Origin of the sequence: Nocardia arseniciresistens, assembly GCF_046764875.1 — a bacterium.
GTDB lineage: Bacteria > Actinomycetota > Actinomycetes > Mycobacteriales > Mycobacteriaceae > Nocardia > Nocardia arseniciresistens.
In genome coordinates this window covers 340,766-359,354 of record NZ_JBKORD010000006.1, presented here as the reverse complement: position 1 = coordinate 359,354, position 18,589 = coordinate 340,766, and the positions used below count along the sequence as shown (strand labels likewise).

Sequence of the window (18,589 nt, the reverse complement as noted above, 5' to 3'; positions counted from 1 at the left end):
GCAGCCTGCTACTACGCGCCGACGCAAAGCGCTCGAGGGCCGTCCGCAATTCAGCCCGACATGACGCGAACGGAAAGCGCGCGCCCGAATCCAGCGGATCGCACGAGCGATCACACATCAGCGGGTCATCGCTCGAATGGGTCTCAGTAACCGAGGATTAGCACATTACTCAGCTGATGTAGCTCAGTATGGCGTATTCGATCACGATTGGGGGCTATCTGCGGGCATTGCGAACTGAAAGTACGAAAGGTGTGAACATACAGACTTGTAATTCGATGCGCCGCCACGGTCGTTCATTATTCGTGAGTATTGTCCGTTGTCGAGCAGCGAAAGCGACGACGAGATGCTGTTCGGGGCGTCGAGAAGCCGCCGAGATCGAGTATGGCGACGTCGGGCCGTTCGCCGCCGATCGCGGTGGCCGCCGGCTGGTCCGAGCCCGGCCCTCCCAGTCGAGCAACCCGAGGGCCTCGATCCGCAGGGCCGGGGAAAGAGTGCCACGGCGGCACATGATGTGCGGCTCTCATGCCGTTGGCGACGTGCACAACAGGTCGGAGCGGAAGTCTGTTGGAATGTGGATAGCGTCGTAGCCCGCTCGAGCTGTCTACTTGTCAACAGTCTGGTGATCGCTGGATCACGCACATCGAGGTGAGGGCTGTATGTTCGGGATTTCCCGTAGGTTCAAGTGGGTCGCGGTGCCGTTGACGGCGCTGTGCCTTTCGGTCAGCGGTCTTTCGGTATCCGCGGGCGTCGCCGCGGGCGATCCGTTTCCCACCTTTCCGCCGGATCAAAATCAGTTGCCGCAGTTGCCTGCCGAACCGCCGCTCTACGACATGCTGCCGATTCCGGTACCCGACGAGGATCCCTGGTACAACGATCCGACGGATTTGACGTCCTTCGAGCCGGGGCAAGTCATTCGTACCCGCACCGTGCAGACGCGGGTACTCGGTATCCCCTTTCCCGTCGACACCGAGCAGCTGCTCTTTCGCAGCAACGACGTGCACGACAACCCCATCGTGACCGCCACCTTGGTGATCACGCCGGGTATTCCGTGGACCGGCAGCCCCCGCCCCGTTGTTTCGTTTCAAGAGGCGATCGACTCGACCGACTCGGCGTGTAATCCGTCGTACACGCTGCAAACGGGCATCATGAAAGAAAGCCTGCTTGTGCAGTACTGGTTGTTGCAGGGCTTCGCGATCAACGTGCCGGATTTCGACGGCAAATTCAACACCTTCAATACCTTCGACGAGGGCAAGATGGTGCTCGACAGTCTTCGGGCCATAAAAAGCGATGCGGCACTGGGGCTTACGAATTCCGGAATCGCGCTGTACGGCTACTCCGGCGGTGGCTCCGGTTCGATGCGTGCGGCCGAGCTGCGCGAAACCTACGCGCCGGATGTGCGACTGCTGGGCACCGCTGTCGGCGGCACGCCGGGTGACCTTCAGTTGCAGGCGCGCTACGCGACCATGCAGCAACCAGGGCTCACCGGGATCAGCAACTTCACCATGTGGCTCGGCTTCGCTGGTCTTTCCCGCGAGTTTCCCGAAGCGTTCGATGCGACGAAGCTGCTGACCGAGGAGGGGCAAAGCATTCTGCGAGACGTGCAGAGCCGCTGTGTCTACACCATCGCTCTGACCGGAATGTACCGGCCGATCAGCGACTACTACCAGCAGGGCAAAACCCTGGAAGCCATTCCCGAGGTCATGCAGGTGCTGCGGGAGCAGAGCCTCGGCCAGCATATTCCGGACAGTCCGATCTTCTGGTGGCACGGGATGTGGGACGAGCTGATTCCGCCGTCGGTGGTGCTGCCCGTGGTCGACGAATACTGGAATCGCGGTGCTGATCTGCGGTTCTACACGATGCCGCTGCCCGAGCACATCACCAACGCGGTCGTAGGGTGGCCGCCCGCGGTGGCATGGACCAGCGCGATTCTGCGTGGCCTGCCGCCGGGCCCGCGATTCAAGGCCGATTTCCAGATCCCGGGCAGTCCCGCGCTTCCCGGTAGCTAGCGAGCCGCGGCTCGCTTGCCCGTTATCCGGCAGCGCGGGGTGCGAGTGTGTCCGCGGCTCGCAACAGGGTGATCAGGCTTTCGCGGGCCCGCGCGACCCTCGAACGGATGGTGCCGCCGGTGACCAGGCAAGCTATCGAATCGGCAGGCACGCGGGCCGACCGATGCTGCGTAGATTCCCCGCAGGAACGAAGCGGCACAGGGCATTCGGCTGGGTCACCGGTGTGCTGGAACGCCGTGGACCGGTCTTCATCGTGATCGGCCGCTTCCTGCCCGGCCTGCGGTCGATCATGACGCTGGCGGCAGGCGCGGTCGCCGTCCCACCGCGAATCTTCCTCGCATTCGACACCCTCGGCGCGTTGCTCTGGGGCGTATCGGGCGCGCTGCTCGGCTATTTCGGCGGCAACACCTTCCAGGACTCCCCGCTCGCGAGTCTCGCGTTCGTGGTCGTCCTCGTGACGCTGGTGATTGTCCTCGGAGAAGTGGGCCGCAGACTTCAAGCGCCCTCCACGCGGACCAGAAATCCGCACAGGGGCAGCATCTATGACAGGGCTCGAAGGCGTCAGGGCCGACCCGCGCGCTTCGGCGAAACCTGACCTGCTGTGTGGCGAGCGGACTTACACCAACTTCGCCGGGCGATCACCTGTTGTGGTGGTCGCGCCTGCGGACTTCCTCTTCGTGTTCGGCGATGTCGCGCTCCAGCCCGTGCTGAACAACGCCGGTGCTGCGTGATCTGCGCAGGGCCGCCAGATCTCGCATCAACTCTAGATAGTCTTTTTCATCTGTTCGGCGCATCACACACCCGGACGAGGTGGGTCGCGCAGACCAACCGAAAGCGGTGCGGCGTCATAGTCGACGGTCCTACCCTCGGCCGCGAGGCGGGCCGAATATTCCTCGGAGACGTCGTGGTTTCGGCTATCCGCGAACGAAGTGCCTCCGAGTCCCTCAACACTACATGCAGCCGGTGTCCGAAAACCGCGTGATTTCGCGACGGCGGTGATCTACGTTCGGGTGATGGTGCGAGCTGTTGGGTCCGGCGATCGGAAGGCGGTCGCAGCGGCCGCCGTCACGGTGGTGCTGTGGGCTTCGGCCTTCGTGTTCATTCGTGCTGCGGGAGAGGACTTCTCGCCGGGTGCGTTGGCGCTCGGTCGACTGTCGACAGGGGCTATCGCGCTGGTGGCGATCCTGATTGTCACGGGGGAGGGTTTGCCCGCTCGGGCGGCGTGGCGCGGCATCCTGATTTCCGGTGTGCTCTGGTTCGGGGTCTATATGGTCGCGCTGAACTGGGGTGAGCAGTACGTCGATGCGGGCACCGCGGCGATGGTGATCTCTATCGGGCCTGTGCTGATCGCGGTGTTGAGCGGGTTGGTGCTCGGTGAGGGTTTTCCCGCGCGGCTGATGGTAGGGATCGCGGTGTCGTTCATCGGTGCGGTCGTGGTCGGGTTGTCGAACTCCGGTGGTGGCCGCAGTGCAATTCTGGGTGTCGTCCTCTGTTTGGTTGCTGCGGCCACGTGGGCGATATCGGTGGTTGCGCAGAAACCCGCACTCGCCCATGCCTCGGCACTGCAGGTGACGACCGGCGGCTGCGTCATCGGAACGATCGCCTGTTTGCCGTTCACGAGCCAACTGGTCCGCGAGGCCGCGCACGCGCCGGTCTCCTCGACGTTGAGCCTGGTGTATCTGGGTGTGTTTCCAACGGCTTTGGCGTTCACCGCATGGGCCTACGCCCTCGCCCGCACGACCGCGGGAAAGATGGGCGTGACAACCTACGCGGTCCCGGCGCTGGTCGTGCTGATGGCGTGGATCGCGCTCGACGAGGTCCCCGCACTGCTTGCCATCATCGGCGGATTGCTGTGTCTGTCCGGTGTGGCGATCACCCGGTCGCGACCTCGACGGCCGAAAGATGCCGCGGCGCAGGATGTGGTGACCGCGGTTTAGGGCGCCCTCGGCCGCGCTCGTCCAACTGCGGGTTTTTGACGGGCCCAGCCTGTTACGCTGCGCTAAGTAGGTAGAACGTGTTCCAGAAAGTGGTGATGCCGTGACGCAGGTGAAGTTGGTTTTCGCGCTGTGGGGTGTCGGTGATCTGCTGGCCGACGAACTGGCGGCGCGGCTGAGTGCGGCGGGGGCCGAGGCGGTCCAGGTCAATATTTCCGATGCCGTCGTCGCGAAGGCCATGGTGCGGCTCACCGCGTTCGACTCGCCCGTCGCGGCGGTGGTCAGCGTCTGGACGCGTGCGGATCAGAGCGTTGACGGCGTGATCGGAGCGCTCGGATCGGTCGCGGATCGGGTTGTCGGGTGGCGGGTCGAGGCCGTGTCGCCGATCGAGCTACCCGTCGTTCCGATCGGGGAGCGTGCGCCGGGTCTGTCGAACATCGCCTTCCTGCGGCGGCCCGAGGAGCAGCCCTACGACGAGTGGCTGGATTACTGGCGCAACCAGCACACCGAGATCGCCATCGCCACCCAGGCGACGTTCGGATACGTCCAGAACCGGGTGCTGGGCGCGGCGACCGACGGTGCGCCCGAGGTCGCCGCCGTGATCGAGGAGTTGTTCCCGATCGAGGCGCTCACCGATCCGCACGCGTTCTACGGCAGCGGCGGCGACAGCGCCGAGCTGACCCGCAGGTTCCGTCGATTGATGGACAGTGTCGCCGAGTTCGGTGCGAACAAGAACATCGACGTGGTGCCGACCAGCCGCTACCGCATTCTCTGAGTGCCGAACGCCTCGGCGGCTGTGTGGTGCCGAGGTCCTCGATCCGGCTGTCGGGCGATCAGCGTGCGGCGAGCGAGCGGCTGATGACCAAACGCTGAATCTGGTTGGTGCCCTCGAAGATCTGCGTGATCTTGGCTTCCCGCATGTACCGCTCGACACGGAAATCGCGGGTATATCCGTACCCGCCGAAGACCTGCACGGCATCGGTGGTGACCTTCATGGCCGCATCGGTGGCGATCAGCTTGGCGACAGCCGCGTTGCGGGAGTAGGGGAGTCCGGCGTCGCGGCGGCGGGCCGCGTCGAGATAGGTCGCGCGCGCCGAATCAACCGCGGCCGCCATGTCGGCGAGCAGGAATCCCAGTCCTTGGTGATCGATGATCTTCTTTCCGAACGCGGACCGTTCCTGTGCGTACGCGACCGCTTCGTCGAGCGCGGCCTGCGCCAGCCCCACCGCGACCGCAGCGATGCCGAGACGGCCGGAATCGAGTGCGCTGAAAGCGATTTGCAAACCCTGGCCCTCGGCGCCGATGCACCGCTCCGCAGCGACGAACGCGTCGTCGTAGTGCGCCGAGGTGGTGGGAACCGCGGTCAGGCCCATCTTTTCCTCGGGCTTGCCGAAGCTCAGCCCGGTGGTGTCCTTGGGTACGAGGAAGCAGGAGATGCCGCGCGATCCCTCGCCCGTTCGCGCGAAGAGGTTGTAGAAATCGGCGATGCCGCCGTGCGTGATCCAGGCCTTGGCGCCGTTGATGACGTAACCGCCGTCGGTGCGGGTGGCCTTGCAGGTGAGCGCCGCCGCATCGGAACCCGCCTGCGCCTCGGACAAGCTGTAAGCACCAATGGTGTTGCCGCCCAACATCTCCGGAAGCCAGTTCTGTTTCTGCTCGTCGGTACCGAAGGCGAACAGTGGATAACAGGCGAGGCTATGGACGCTGACCGCCACGGCCACCGCCGCCCAGCGTGCCGCGATTTCCTCCAGAACCTGTAGATACACCTCATAGGGCTGCCCGCCGCCACCCCATTCCTCCGGGTACGGCAGGCTCAGCAGTCCCGCCTCGCCCAATGTGCCGAAGACGCCCTCCGGATAGGTCTCGGCCTTCTCGTGCTTGTCGACGATCGGCCCGAGAGCCTTGTCGGCGACTTCGCGCGTGAGCTGGATCAGGTCGCGGGCTTCCTCGGTGGGCAGCAGGCGATCGACGGCCACGGGTTCTCCTTCGAGGTAGCTCCGGAAGGTAGTACTGAATTACTTGTCACAGTACTGTCGAGTGGGCAGTACTGCAAGGCGCCCGTCAGTACTATTCAGGAATGGACCAGCTCACCCGCCAAGGTTTCGCGACCCAGCGGCGCACGGAACTGTTCGACGCACTGGTCGATCTGTTCCTGACCGAGGGCTTCGCGCAGCTGACCCTCGACGACATCGCGTCTCGGCTGCGTTGCTCGAAGTCGACCCTCTACACCTTGGCGGGCAGCAAGGAGCAGCTCGTCCGCGCGGCGACCGTGCACTTTTTTCGCAGGGCGACCAACGATGTCGAGACCCGCATAGAGTCGGTCTCGGGCTCCCGTGCGCGCATCACCGCCTACCTTTCGGCCGTCGGCGTAGCGCTTGCCGCCGCATCCGACCAGTTCATGGCGGACCTGGATGCTTTCTCCCCGGCCCGCGAGGTGTACGAGCAGAACACCGGCATCGCGGCACGTCGAGTCCACGAGTTGATCACCCAGGGCGTCGCCGACGGCGATTTCCGCGATGTGCACGCGGCCTTCGCGGCAGACCTCGCTGCCACGATGATGGTTCGTATCCAGCAGCGCGGCGTCCGTGACAGCACCGGCCTCGCCGATACCGACGCGTACCGGGAACTAGCCGCCATCCTCACTGCCGGAATCGCCGCCTGATCTGATCCGGCAGGCTCGAGGTATCGGTGCTCGGCACCGGAAATTCCGGGGCCGAGTCGTCGGAGCAGAAGTGTTACCGGCCAAGAGATCTCGACGTGTTGATCTCTACACTCCGACCGGTGCGATAACGCCTGAACATCCCCGGCGTCAGCGCTTGTTCGATACGCTAACTGCTGGAACAGCTCCCGCTGTGATGTTATCGGGGGTCCTACGGCTCGAGCGGTGATGCGTCCGCGAGTGTCGTTATGCGGGAAGGATATCGACGGATGACGATGTGGCGAACAGCAACGGGGGTCATAGCGTCGGTAGGTATCGGTGCGTTGATGTGCGGCACGGTGGCGACGCCTGCGCAGGCGGATCCGTTACCGCAATGGGCGCCGTTCGGCACCACGCTCTACACCTTCGGCGACGCGAATTTCTGTACCGGGGCGATCGGTGTGGTGGTCGAGGCCGCGCCACATATGCCAGGCCACGTGCTGGCGCACGTGACACCACTGGGTTATCAGCGCGGGCCGTGTGGCAATCACGTGATGCTGGGGTGGGTGGGCTCAGCGGGCGCGCGGGCCCAGGATGTGTATGTACACACCGGTGCAACGCCCGGCCGGACTGTCACCATGGACCTATGGGTGGGTATGGGTCCGGCCAAGATCATGGCCGACACCTGGCCGATCCAGGGGCCGTTCGCGGAGTGGTATCTGCTGGTGCCCTGACCCCACGCCTGGTTGCGGGGCGTCTGGTGAGACAAGGGGGCTCGGCCTCGGTCGAGCCATGCCCCGCTTGCGGCCATTTCTTTGTGGACACGAGGCGGCCCACATGTGCGACCGCAACCCGGTCGGCACCGTCGCCGTCATCCTGACTCTTGTCATCCGGCATGCCGCAGATCCAGCGTCTGGAACGGGCGAACAGCTGGTCAGGGAATAGACGCCGCGAACAGGGTCGGCGAACGGCCGTCCCGGTAACAATTCGGCCATGCCGCGTGTGCGATCCACAGGCTCGAGCGCACCCAGGGTGGGACTGTGCCCACCCCTGGGGTAGCTGGGTGATACCTGAGGGCTCTTTCCTCGCGGGCGCGAAGAGCGCAGAGTCATAGACATCACCTATAACGATCTCCATCGCAAAGGACATACGAAATGCAGCCGAGTTACGTTCATCACGTCAGGCAGCAAGTTTCCGCATACGGGGATACCCGGTCGTACACCTATCTTCGCGAGGCCGGACGCGAGCTCACCGAGGAGACCGTCACCTACCGCGAACTCGATCGCGACGCCAGGTCTGTCGCCGCGTGGCTGGCCGCCCGTCCGGAATCGGCAGAGCCTGTAGTGCTGCTCTATCTCGATGGAATGGCGTTTCTGCGAGCCTTCCTCGGCTGCCTGTACGCGGGCGTCATTGCCGTTCCCGCGCCGGTGCCGCACGATGAGCGCAGCACGCAGCGGGTAGCGGCCGTGATCGCCGATTCCGGTGCCCGGTTGGTGCTCACGACCAGCAACGTCCAGCCACTTGTCGCGGATGCCACGACCGCGCTCGTGGTGTCGACCGACAGCGTGCTCGGCGACCCCGGCGCGTGGCGGATGCCGGATATCGACTCGGGGACCATCGCATTCTTGCAGTACACGTCCGGTTCGACCGGCACACCGAAGGGTGTCGTCGTGACGCACGGCAATCTCATGCACAACGAGGCCGCGATCACCGCGATCGGCTTCGAGGACGGCGCGACCGGCGTCAGCTGGATCCCGCAATTCCATGACATGGGCCTGATCGGCTCGCTGCTCGGCTCTATTTACGGCGGAGGGAATTTGGTGTTCATGTCGCCGACGACCTTCCTCAAGCGCCCGGTCCGCTGGTTGCAGACCATCGACAAGTACCGTGCGACCTTCACCGCCGCACCGAATTTCGCCTACGAGCTCATCGCGCGACGAATCACCGACGAGCAGCTGGCCGGCCTCGATCTGTCCACCCTCGAGGTCGCGCTGTGTGGTGCGGAGCCGGTCCGCGAACGAACCATCGCGGCCGTGGCCGAGCGGTTCGCGCAAGCGGGGTGGCGGCCGAGGGCGTTTTTGCCTGCCTATGGCCTTGCCGAGGTGACGCTGCTCGCCACCGCGGGCCCGATCGACGCGGCACCCGTCCTCATCGACCGCGAACACGATGTCCGACTCGTCGGCTGTGGGCAGGCAGCTCGCGGTCTCGATATCCGCATCGTCGACCCGCACACCCGGCGAGAGACACCGGAAGGCGCCGTCGGCGAGATCTGGATTCGCGGCGAGAGCGTCGCCGCCGGGTACTGGAACCGTCCTGAGGAGACCCGCGAGACATTCGACGCCCATATCGGTACCGAGGGGCCGTTCCTGCGCACCGGTGACCTCGGTCTGCTGCGCGACGGCGAGCTGTTCGTCACCGGACGTCTCAAGGATCTGCTGATCATCAACGCCCGCAACCTCTATCCCCAGGACATCGAGGAACTGGTCGGCGAGCTGCACCCGGCGCTCACCGCAGGGGTCGCGGTATCCGTCGACGCGGGCGGACGGGAACGACTGGTCTTGGTGCAAGGTGTCAAGACGGCACTGCTGCGCGGTACCACGTTCGCCGAACTCACCTCGATCATCAAGATCGCGGTTGCCCGCGGATTCGATGTGCCCGCGCCGAATGTCGTTCTCGTAGAAAGCCGATCGGTGCACCGCACCACCAGCGGCAAGGTCCAGCGCAGCTCGATGCGCACGGCGTTTCTCGAGCACCGCATCGGCAGTGTCCTGCACGAAGATCTCGAACCGGCACTGAGCCGGTCACTGACTGTCTGACCGTCCGATATCAGCCGAGGAGACGAATATGTTCAGCACCATCGCCACCCCGCAGACGACAATCCGCGATTGGCTCATCGGGCGCATCGCCGACTACACCGAGCGCGCGTCGCATCAGGTGGATCCGACAATCCCACTCGCTGAGCTCGGCCTCGACTCCGTATCGGCGGTGACCCTGTGCGGCGAAATCGAGGACCGGTGGTCGCTGGATCTGGAGCCGACCCTGGTCTTCGATTACCCCACCATCGTCGATATCGCCGCGTATCTCGCCGCCGAGTCGGCCCTCGCGGCATGACCGATATCGCCATCGTCGGTATGGACTGCCGATTCCCGCAGGCCCCCGATCCGGCCGCGTTGTGGCAGTTGCTGATCGATGGACGTGATGTGATCTCGGAGGTGCCGGCAAGTCGCTGGAACGTCGACGACTTCCACGACCCGGCCGGCGCACCCGGCACGATCAACACCCGCAGCGGCGGATTCATCGACGACGCGGACGCCTTCGATCACGAATTCTTCGGCATCACCCCGCGCGAGGCCGAGGCGATGGATCCACAACAGCGACTGCTGCTGCAAGCCACCTGGCGGGCCTTCGAGGATGCCACGCTCGACCCGCGCGCCCAATCCGGGTCGCGGACCGGGGTTTACGTGGGCGTGATGGCCAATGAATGGGCCAACCTGCAAATGAGCGACTACGCCGCGATCACGCCGCAGCACGGATCGGGCAACGGATACTTCATGACCGCAAACCGGCTGTCCTATCAGTTCGATCTGAGGGGCCCGAGCATGGCGGTCGACACGGCCTGCTCATCCTCGCTGGTAGCGGTCCATCTCGCCTGCGCCGCCCTGGCTTCCGGGGATTGCGACCAGGCCGTCGCCGGTGGTGTGAACCTCGTGCTGACACCGGCCGTCGGTGTGTTCTATACCCAAGCGGGACTGTCCGCACCGGATGCCCGGTGTAAACCGTTCAGCGGCAACGCCGACGGGATCGTCCGCGGTGAGGGTATCGCGGTGCTCGTGTTGCGCCGCCTTGCCGATGCGCAAGCGGCAGGTCTGCCGATCTATGCGGTGATCAAAGGCAGCGCGGTCAACTCCGATGGGCGCAGCAATGGCATCACGGCACCGAATCGGTGGGCGCAGCAGGAAGTGATCGGCGAGGCATATCAGCGGGCCGGAGTCGGACCCGACGAGGTGGACTTCATCGAGGCGCACGGCACCGGAACGGTGCTCGGCGACATGATCGAGGTCAAGGCGCTCGGCAAGCTGCATGCGAAACACCGTGTCCGGCCCTGCGGGATCGGTTCCATCAAAGGCAATCTCGGCCACACCGAGGGCGCCGCGGGGGTCGCGGGCCTCATCAAGGCTGCCCTGAGCCTGCACCACGGCGTTGTGCCGTTGTCGAGGTTCGCCGACCAGGAGAACCCCCGCCTGCGGATGGATGTGCACGGCCTGCGTCTGCTCGCCGAACCGATGCAGCTCGACGCGCCCGCACACGGCGGTGTCAGCAGCTTCGGCATCGGCGGCACGAACGTACACATGGTGCTGGCGAGTGCCCCCACGGACTCGGCGTCAGCAAGCGGCGTGCACGCCGCCGAGCACTCCGCTGCCTGTGTGGGCGTGCTCACGCTGTCGGCCAACAATGAAGAAGGGCTGCGGCGCAACGCGCTTCGGCTGGCGGAGTTGTTGGAGTCGGTGCCGGCGGATCGGTTCGCGCAGCTCTGCTGGATGAGTAACCAGGTCAAATCGTCCGGCCGCAGCAGGCTCGCGATCGCTACGAACCATCGCGACGATGCGATCGCACGCCTGCGCGACGGTGCGGAATCCGGTGTCGTGCAACCGATCGACGCCGGATGGATATTCACCGGACAGGGATCACAATTCGCCGGTATGGCAAGGGTATTGGATGCGGCGAGTCCGCTGTTCCGGCGTGCTCTCGCGATGGTCGATGACACCATGACGGCCCACCTCGGCCGTTCGGTGCGGGAGTTGCTGCTCGACGAGCACGCCGAGGTCGATCGCACCGAACTCGCACAACCGGCGATCTTCGCGATGGAATACGCACTGGCCAAGTCTCTTGCCGACGCGGGCATCCGGCCCGTCTGGCTGATCGGGCACAGCATCGGCGAGTTCGCGGCCGCCGCGGTGGCGGGAGTGTTCGACCTCGGCGACGCGTGCAAGCTGGTTGTCGCACGAGGCCGACTGATGCAGCGTTTGCCCGAGGGTGGCGCGATGCTCGCCGTGCGAGCCGCGACGGCGCAGGTAGTCGACCTGCTCGCCGACGAGCCACTGGTCACGATCGCAGCGGTCAACGGCCCGAAGGATCTTGTGCTCTCCGGCGACGCCGAGGCGATCACGCGAATCCGGGCAGAGCTGCGCAGGCGTTCGGTGATCGCCAAGGCGCTCACCGTGTCCCATGCGTTCCACAGCCCGCTGATGGAGCCGATGCTGGCGGAGTTCGAGTCCCTCGCCCGCGCGTGCACCTACCGTGCGCCCGCCCTTCCGATCTACTCGACCGTGCGCGGTCGCCTCCTCGAGACAGGGGAGGCGATGGATGCCGCCTACTGGACCGAACACGTCCGTGCCACCGTCCTTTTCGGCGCTGCGCTCGAGGCCGCACTCGGCACCGACCCCACGCACGTCGTCGAGATCGGTCCGCGCCGTGTCCTGCTCGCACTTGTCGGTCGGATCCGGCCCGACCTGGCCGCGCGCTGTCTGGCTCCGAGTCCGGGTCCCGGCGCGACCGGCAACGAACTCGCCGAGGTCCTCGCCACGCTGTATCGCGACGGCGTCGACCCGGTCTGGGACGAACTCTACGAACCGGCACAGCGCATCCGCCATCGCCTTCCGATGTACGAGTTTTCGACCGAGCATCGGTTCTGGGTCGAACCGCCCGCTCTCAGCTCCGCACACCGTGTCGAACCGGCGAATCCCATGCCGACTTCCGAGCTTCGCACTGAAATACCCGCTTCCGCAACGGCTTCCGCACACACCGAGGGAACCATGATGGACCAACTGATCGCACTTTTCCGTGAGCAGAATGCCGTACTGGCGAGCCTGGCCACGGCACCCGCCGAGGTTCGCGCGCCACAGGCCGTTGCCGTACAACCCGACGTCGCGCGGACTACCTCGGCTCCCGAAGCGGTCGCCGGGATCGTGCGCGCCGAACTGGCCAGGGTGAGCGGATTTCCCGCCGATCGGCTCCGTGATTCCCAAACCCTCAGCGATGGTCTCGGATTCGATTCGCTCATGCTGACCGACCTGTTCGCCGGACTCGTCCGCAAGCTTCCCGGACTGGCCATCGACCCGACCTGGTTCACAGCGGCAACGACGCTGGGTGACGTCATCGCCTACGTCACGGGTCAGTTCGACGCCGCCGCCACGACCACCGACGCGACCGGCGTCGGATCTCGTGCTCCCGGCTCCGATTCCGGCACAACCACTTTCGGTCACGGCGTAGCTGCTCGCGCTGCCGCCGCGCGCGCTGTCGATGGTGCCGGTCACACCCCCGTCGTGGCACCCGAGACCCAATCACCCACCGTCGCACCGGAATACCGAATCTCCGATTTCGCCGAGGTACGAGCGATCGCCGATCGGCTCGCCGGGGCCGAAGCGCTCGGCCTGTCCAACCCGTACTTCCTGATCAACGACGGAGTCACCAGGGACACCTCGATCATCGGCGGTGCGCAGGTGGTCAACTTCTCCAGCTACAACTACCTGGGCATGTCCGGCCACCCGGCGGTCGTCGCGGCCGTTCAGGACGCTGTCGCCCGTTACGGCAGTTCGGTCTCGGCCAGTCGTGTGCTATCGGGCGAGAAGCCGGTGCACCGTGAGCTGGAGGCCGAACTCGCTGCCCTGCTCGGCACCGAGGACGCGATCGCGCTCGTCGGCGGCCACTCCACGAACGTCACGATCATCGGCCATATCGTCGGACCGGAGGATCTCGTGATCCACGACAGCCTGGCACACGACAGCATTTTGCAGGGTTGCACGCTGTCGGGCGCCACCCGTAGGCCGTTCCCGCACAACGACCATGCCGCACTGGACCGGCTGCTGACCGACATTCGGCACCAATTCCGCCGCGTCCTCATTCTGATCGAGGGTGTTTACAGCCAGGACGGCGATATCCCGGACCTGCCCGCGATTATCGAGGTCAAGAAGAAGCACAAGGCAATCTTGATGATCGATGAGGCGCACAGCGTCGGGGTGCTCGGTGCGACCGGTGGCGGCATCGGCGAATACTTCGGCGTCGATCGTCGCGATGTCGAATTGTGGTCCGGCACAATGTCGAAGGCGCTGGCCGGATGCGGTGGCTATGTCGCGGGCAGCGCGGAGCTGATCCGCTTCCTGAAGTACACGACCCCCGGCTTCGTCTATAGCGTCGGCATGACACCGATGAACGCGGCCGCCTCATTGGCCGCGATGCGCCAATTGCGTACCGACCCAGAGCCGCTCGACCGCCTGCGGCGTAACTCGCGGCTGTTGCTGCGGCTCGCCCGCGACGCCGGAATCAACACCGGCGACAGCCACGACACCCCGGTCATCCCGTGCATCGTCGGCGACTCGCTGAAGACACTGAAACTGTCCAACGCCCTGCTGACGTGCGGCATCAACGTCAATCCGATCATTTACCCCGCGGTCCCGGAAGACCTCGCCCGCCTTCGCTTCTTCGTCACCGCCTGCCACACCGAGGACCAGATTCGCGACGCGGTCAAGGTCCTGACCCGCGAATTCGGGCTGCTCGCCGAGCACTGACGACGCGACTTCGTCTCTCGTTAATTATTCGCCGGGAGGCACACCCATCACCAACCGAACGAGGGTTCGTGGGAATCCCTGCAGTCGTTCCCGGGGATAGTGACCCGGGTCGCTGACCGCCAGCCTGCCGAGCATTTCGGCGACGGTCAGCAGCGAATTGGCGAGCAGCGAGGAATCCACATCGGCCCAGCGGGGTTCCAGCGCCAAGCCCATGCGCACCAGCATCTCGGCGTGATCGAGGATGATGGAACGCGAATTCCGCAGCGCCTCGCGGTATTCACTGGGAGCTCCTCCTGGGGTGGCGAGAATCAGCCGCCATCTGGTCGGGTTCTCCAGGGCCATGCCAACGAATGCTTCCACCGTCGCCGACGCCGCGACAACGGGATCGGATCCGATCAAATCGGTCGGAAATGCCGCGACAACCTGGTCCAGTCCGCGTTCGCGTTCCCGTTCCAAGAGTGCGGCCACCAACTCGGCACGCGTCTTGAAGACGGTATAGAGAACTGGCTTCCCGACGCCGGCTTCCTGAGCTACCGCTTCCATGCTCAGCTCCGGCAACTCCAGGCGATGTAGCACCGCGAAGGCGGCATCGAGCACCTGCGCTCGTCGCTGTTCAGGTGGCAGGCGGGGGGCGTAGCGCCGTTTCGGCTGGTTCGGCGGTGTGTGCGATGTCCCCACTACCGCTTCACCTCCACCGGTTCATAGTGACAGATCCGATTCTGATGTGGAATTTGTTCGACCGCAAGAAGATTCGACCGCAAGATGAAACGGAAGTGTTGTATTCGCCGGACAGAATTGCTACGGTTGCGTTGTATTTGCTGCCACGGGCTTGCATGGCACCGAACACTTCCACGGGTACGCGACAGAACGGGACATGTCGATGAGACCGACACCAACCGCGATCGGATACATCCGACAGGATGTGTCGGGCATCTCGCAGGCTTGGGATACCGCCCAGATTCGCAAACTGGCAAAGCGTTTCGGGTATGTACTCGCCGACATCGTTTTGGTGGACTGCGCTACTCCTAATCTTGCCGAGACATTGTGCGACATTATCCGGGAGGTGGACGCGGAAGCGGTGATTACACCGAATCTCGCACATATGGACCACCAACGACCCGATGAGGTGCTGCGGGCGTGCGACGTGATCACCGTGAACCCCACCAACACCTACGTTCGAACTGCGCTCTCTTCGATGTGGATGCAGGCCGAGTAGTCGAAGTGCTTCGAGGGCATTGGTTTGTCGGGCGACCATTTGATTCCTGTTCGGCGATGTCCGAGCGATTCGCCCAGGTCGACACCATTGTCGGCCGTCGCCGGGGTCGCGATGAAGTCCGGTCGACTACGTAGCTGGGGCACGCATAGGTAGGCGACCGGTTCAAGTGTTCCGAACTACCTACGTAGAGATCCGACAGCATCGACGATTTGGACCGGCAACTCGGGTAGGGTCTGACTACTCGACAGCAAGAGCGCTGTTCGGCGAGTGCGCCTTCAGGACGGGACGCCTGCTCAACGCGATGGTTGTCGACGGCGAAATCGTGTGGTAAGTAAGGAGCTTGACCTCATATGTCGCGTGAGCACCGACAAGATCCCGGTGATTTTCCAGCAACCGCGAGTGATTTTGTCGGCCGGGGTCCGGAGCTGGATCGGATCAGGACGCTGCTGTTGAGTTCGGCCCGGTTGATCACCCTGACCGGTATGGGCGGTATCGGGAAGACTCGGCTGGCGGCGGAAGCGATCGGCCGGTTCCGCAAGTCGACGCGGATACCGGTGCACTGGGTTCGACTGGCAAGACTGGCCAAGGGATCCGACTTCACCGCGGTGGAAGAAGAGGTCGCGCACGCGGTGCTCGATGCCGACTTCTCGGGACGGTCGGCGTGGAGCGCGCTTGTCGACAAGCTCACCAACACGACCTCGATGGGGCGGATCCCGCAGACCCTCGTGGTGTTGGACAACTGTGAGCATGTGCTCGCTGAAGCGGGTTCGATCATCGCGGCGCTGCTGGAGGCGGCGCCGGGCCTTGTCATCGTGGCAACCAGCCGCGAGCCGGTGGGGTGGGTCGACGAGCACCTGGTTGTGGTTCCGCCATTGTCACGACCGCAGGCCCTGGCATTGTTCCGACAGCGCGCGGAACTCACCGGTCACGCTGTCACCGACGCAGATGCGGTCGCGACAGCCGAGCTGATCTGCCAGCACATGGACAACCACCCGCTCTACATCCGGCTTGCCGCCGCGCGGCTGCGCCGTCAGCCACTGGCGACAATCCTCGAGGAGTTGAGCGGTGGCGCGAACGACAAACGGATGCGGTGGTCGCCTGCTTGGCAGGTCGGGACGGATGCTCGGCATCAGCGGGTACCCGACGTTATCGCCTGGTCATATGATTTGTGCACGGACATGGAACGCTTGCTCCTGGCACGAATGTCGGTGTTCGCGGCAGGGCACGACACCGACCACGAGCAGGGCGACAATCTCGAGCTCGATGTGGGGGCCGACCTCGAAGCCATCGAGGCGGTCTGCGCGGACGAGGACGACGGAGAGGGCACCCGAGACGGCACCGTGAGTGTGGTGAAGGAGGAGATCGAGGGACTGCTCGAGCGCCTTGTCGACCAGTCGCTCGCGTCGCTACACCGCAGCGGGACCAGCGTCCGATACTCCCTGCTGGAGACGATTCGGGTGTTCGCTCATCAACGGCTGCAAGAATATTCGACCGGCGGGACGGGCGAACCGGAGCGGGTCGCGACGCGGCATCGTCAGTACTACCGCAACAAAGTCCTACAGGCCTATGTCGAGTGGTTCGGCCCGGCGGAGCTGGACCTGCTGAAGTGGGTGCGCGCGTCGTGGGACAACATACTGGTGGCCATCGAGGGCAGTCTCACCGCGCCCGACGAGTCGGCAACGGGTTTGGAGATCTCGGTCGGGCTCATCGCGCTGCGAGTGCCGTTCTTCAACGGCTCGTTGCGGGAAACCCGGCAGTGGGCGGAACGCACGCTAGAGGCGAGCCACACACTCACACCGCAACCCACCGATCTGCAAGTAGTAGCAAGGTCTTTGATCGGCGGGGTGTCCCTGTGGCAGGGGCATAATGCGAACGCCGAACGGATGCTCGACGAGTGCGTGGCCACCTATGCCGCCGATTCGGCAATCCGGCAGAACTGGCGACAGACCCCCGAGATCGACCTCGGCCTTTCCGCTGCGGTCGACTTCCTGTGGGGCCAGGAGCTGATGCTGGTGCATCGCGACCCGGCAGCTATTTCGGTGCTGGCGCGCGCACGCGAGAAGTCCCGCACCGTCGGTGATCGCGGCGGCGAGGCAAATTGCGGGATCATCGAGTCCATGGCTGCCAGCTTCTTGGGAACCCCGGAACAGGCATTGGAGATCGCACAACACAATGTCGAGAATTTCACCGCGTCCGGGGCGCAGTGGCTGAAATCCTGGGCGGAGCTGATGTGGGCGCTCGCACTGACCAAACACGGTGATTCCAACGCGGCGTTGACAGCTGGGCGTCAAGCGCTGGCAAACCTGCTATCCATTCGCGACCCGTGGGGCGCGGCCTCGGCGGTGCATGTTCGGTGCTGGGCATTGGCCAGGATCATCACCGAGTCGATCGCCGCGGGCAGCGCCGATGGAGATGAGCTCGCCGCGTTGGCGACCGAAACCGCTCGGCTCCTGGGAGGCGCCAGGACGCTGCGGGCGGACCTGGGAACCGACATCGGAGCGCTGAAGCCCTTCGCCGACGAAACCGACATAGCCATCGACGTGGCCAGGAGCCTGCTCGGACCCGAGGCGTTCGCCGCCGCCGAGGAGGAGGGCTCGCGCCTGCGTTCCGAACTGAACGAGGTCGAGCGGTTGGCGTTGGGAACGCTACCCATGAACGATGTTTCGACAGAAGATGCCGACGCGACCGACACCTTGTCGGAATGGGACGAACTGACGCGGTCGGAACAGGAGGTTGCCACGTTCGCCGCGGCAGGCTGGACGAATACCGCTATCGCGACACATCGGGGAACGTCGTTCAGGACTGTCGACGCGCAGATGACCGCGATCTTCCAAAAACTGATGATCTCCTCCCGGGACGACATAATCCGGTTTGTTCCCGGCGATTTGATCGACCAGGTTCGGAAACAGTCGGCGCGTCGGCTACACCGCAGCGGTGCACGCCCGCCCCGGCCACGGCGAGGGTGAGCCGGGGAAAGTGACCGACATCTGAGGCTGCGATTCGGATAGGTTGCGTACCAGCATCATTCGAATCCGGTGGCGATCGAGCCGCCATGTTGCTTGTGGGCCATTGACCTCACGCAGCATCTTCACAAGTAAGGACAGCGACGGCAATCCGCCGCCTCGTTCCGGAAGGCGTTGCGCGCCTGCGGGTCTTCGCCACCTCTGCCACACCGAGGGCCGGATTCGCGACACCGTCGAACCCCGGCCGAGGAGCTCGCACCGCTCGCG

At 64.7% G+C, this 18,589-nt stretch carries 14 protein-coding genes; 11 read left to right on the top strand and 3 right to left on the bottom strand.

The annotated features are described in order from the left end of the window. The first annotated feature begins 656 nt into the window (after positions 1–656). Positions 657–2,006: a lipase family protein gene (locus ACLMAJ_RS13640; protein WP_412014002.1), complete on the top strand. Its 1,350-nt coding sequence runs from the start codon at positions 657–659 to the stop codon at positions 2,004–2,006. Next, the gene (locus tag ACLMAJ_RS13635) at positions 1,933–2,601 is read left to right on the top strand and encodes a DedA family protein (RefSeq protein WP_412014001.1); all 669 of its coding nucleotides are present in this window, start codon (positions 1,933–1,935) and stop codon (positions 2,599–2,601) included. Before ACLMAJ_RS13640 ends, ACLMAJ_RS13635 begins: the two co-directional genes overlap by 74 nt. Positions 2,602–2,644: 43 nt before the next feature. On the opposite strand, the gene ACLMAJ_RS13630 is transcribed toward ACLMAJ_RS13635, so the two are convergent. After that, positions 2,645–2,767 carry a hypothetical protein gene (locus ACLMAJ_RS13630; protein WP_412014000.1) on the bottom strand — a complete coding sequence of 41 codons (123 nt, stop codon included), beginning with the start codon at positions 2,765–2,767 and terminating at the stop codon, positions 2,645–2,647. Between the two features lie 252 nt (positions 2,768–3,019). Between ACLMAJ_RS13630 and ACLMAJ_RS13625 the strand changes: the two genes are divergently transcribed. Next, positions 3,020–3,943, top strand: a complete 924-nt coding sequence (locus tag ACLMAJ_RS13625) for a DMT family transporter (RefSeq protein WP_412013999.1) — start codon at positions 3,020–3,022, stop codon at positions 3,941–3,943. Positions 3,944–4,043: 100 nt separating this feature from the next. Next, a complete protein-coding gene (locus tag ACLMAJ_RS13620) occupies positions 4,044–4,715 on the top strand; it encodes a hypothetical protein (protein WP_412013998.1) in 672 nt (223 codons plus the stop codon). Between the two features lie 58 nt (positions 4,716–4,773). Here ACLMAJ_RS13620 and ACLMAJ_RS13615 read toward each other — a convergent pair whose 3' ends face one another. Then, entirely contained in the window at positions 4,774–5,916 is a 1,143-nt protein-coding gene (locus tag ACLMAJ_RS13615; RefSeq protein WP_412013997.1) for an acyl-CoA dehydrogenase family protein, read from the bottom strand. Positions 5,917–6,017: 101 nt separating this feature from the next. Here ACLMAJ_RS13615 and ACLMAJ_RS13610 point away from each other — a divergent pair, with 101 nt between their 5' ends. The 5 genes from ACLMAJ_RS13610 to ACLMAJ_RS13590 all read left to right on the top strand — a co-directional run bounded on the left by ACLMAJ_RS13610 (position 6,018) and on the right by ACLMAJ_RS13590 (position 14,143). After that, a complete protein-coding gene (locus ACLMAJ_RS13610; RefSeq protein ID WP_412013996.1) occupies positions 6,018–6,602 on the top strand; it encodes a TetR/AcrR family transcriptional regulator in 585 nt (194 codons plus the stop codon). Between the two features lie 266 nt (positions 6,603–6,868). Then, positions 6,869–7,312, top strand: a complete 444-nt coding sequence (locus ACLMAJ_RS13605) for a hypothetical protein (RefSeq protein ID WP_412013995.1) — start codon at positions 6,869–6,871, stop codon at positions 7,310–7,312. A 420-nt stretch (positions 7,313–7,732) separates the two neighbouring features. Continuing rightward, complete coding sequence (locus ACLMAJ_RS13600) at positions 7,733–9,394, top strand: fatty acyl-AMP ligase (RefSeq protein ID WP_412013994.1); 1,662 nt, start codon at positions 7,733–7,735, stop codon at positions 9,392–9,394. A gap of 28 nt (positions 9,395–9,422) precedes the next feature. Beyond that, complete coding sequence (locus ACLMAJ_RS13595; protein ID WP_412013993.1) at positions 9,423–9,689, top strand: acyl carrier protein; 267 nt, start codon at positions 9,423–9,425, stop codon at positions 9,687–9,689. Further along, positions 9,686–14,143: an aminotransferase class I/II-fold pyridoxal phosphate-dependent enzyme gene (locus ACLMAJ_RS13590; RefSeq protein WP_412013992.1), complete on the top strand. Its 4,458-nt coding sequence runs from the start codon at positions 9,686–9,688 to the stop codon at positions 14,141–14,143. The genes ACLMAJ_RS13595 and ACLMAJ_RS13590 overlap by 4 nt, the downstream gene beginning before the upstream one ends. A gap of 24 nt (positions 14,144–14,167) precedes the next feature. Here the strand turns inward: ACLMAJ_RS13590 and ACLMAJ_RS13585 are convergent, their stop codons facing one another. Beyond that, the gene (locus tag ACLMAJ_RS13585) at positions 14,168–14,821 is read right to left on the bottom strand and encodes a TetR/AcrR family transcriptional regulator (RefSeq protein WP_412013991.1); all 654 of its coding nucleotides are present in this window, start codon (positions 14,819–14,821) and stop codon (positions 14,168–14,170) included. Between the two features lie 202 nt (positions 14,822–15,023). Between ACLMAJ_RS13585 and ACLMAJ_RS13580 the strand changes: the two genes are divergently transcribed. Together ACLMAJ_RS13580 and ACLMAJ_RS13575 are read left to right on the top strand one after the other, a co-directional pair. Beyond that, a complete protein-coding gene (locus ACLMAJ_RS13580) occupies positions 15,024–15,359 on the top strand; it encodes a hypothetical protein (RefSeq protein WP_412013990.1) in 336 nt (111 codons plus the stop codon). Positions 15,360–15,709: 350 nt separating this feature from the next. Beyond that, positions 15,710–18,325 (top strand): LuxR C-terminal-related transcriptional regulator, encoded by a 2,616-nt coding sequence (locus tag ACLMAJ_RS13575; RefSeq protein WP_412013989.1) that lies wholly within the window; start codon positions 15,710–15,712, stop codon positions 18,323–18,325. The last annotated feature ends 264 nt before the right edge of the window (positions 18,326–18,589 follow it).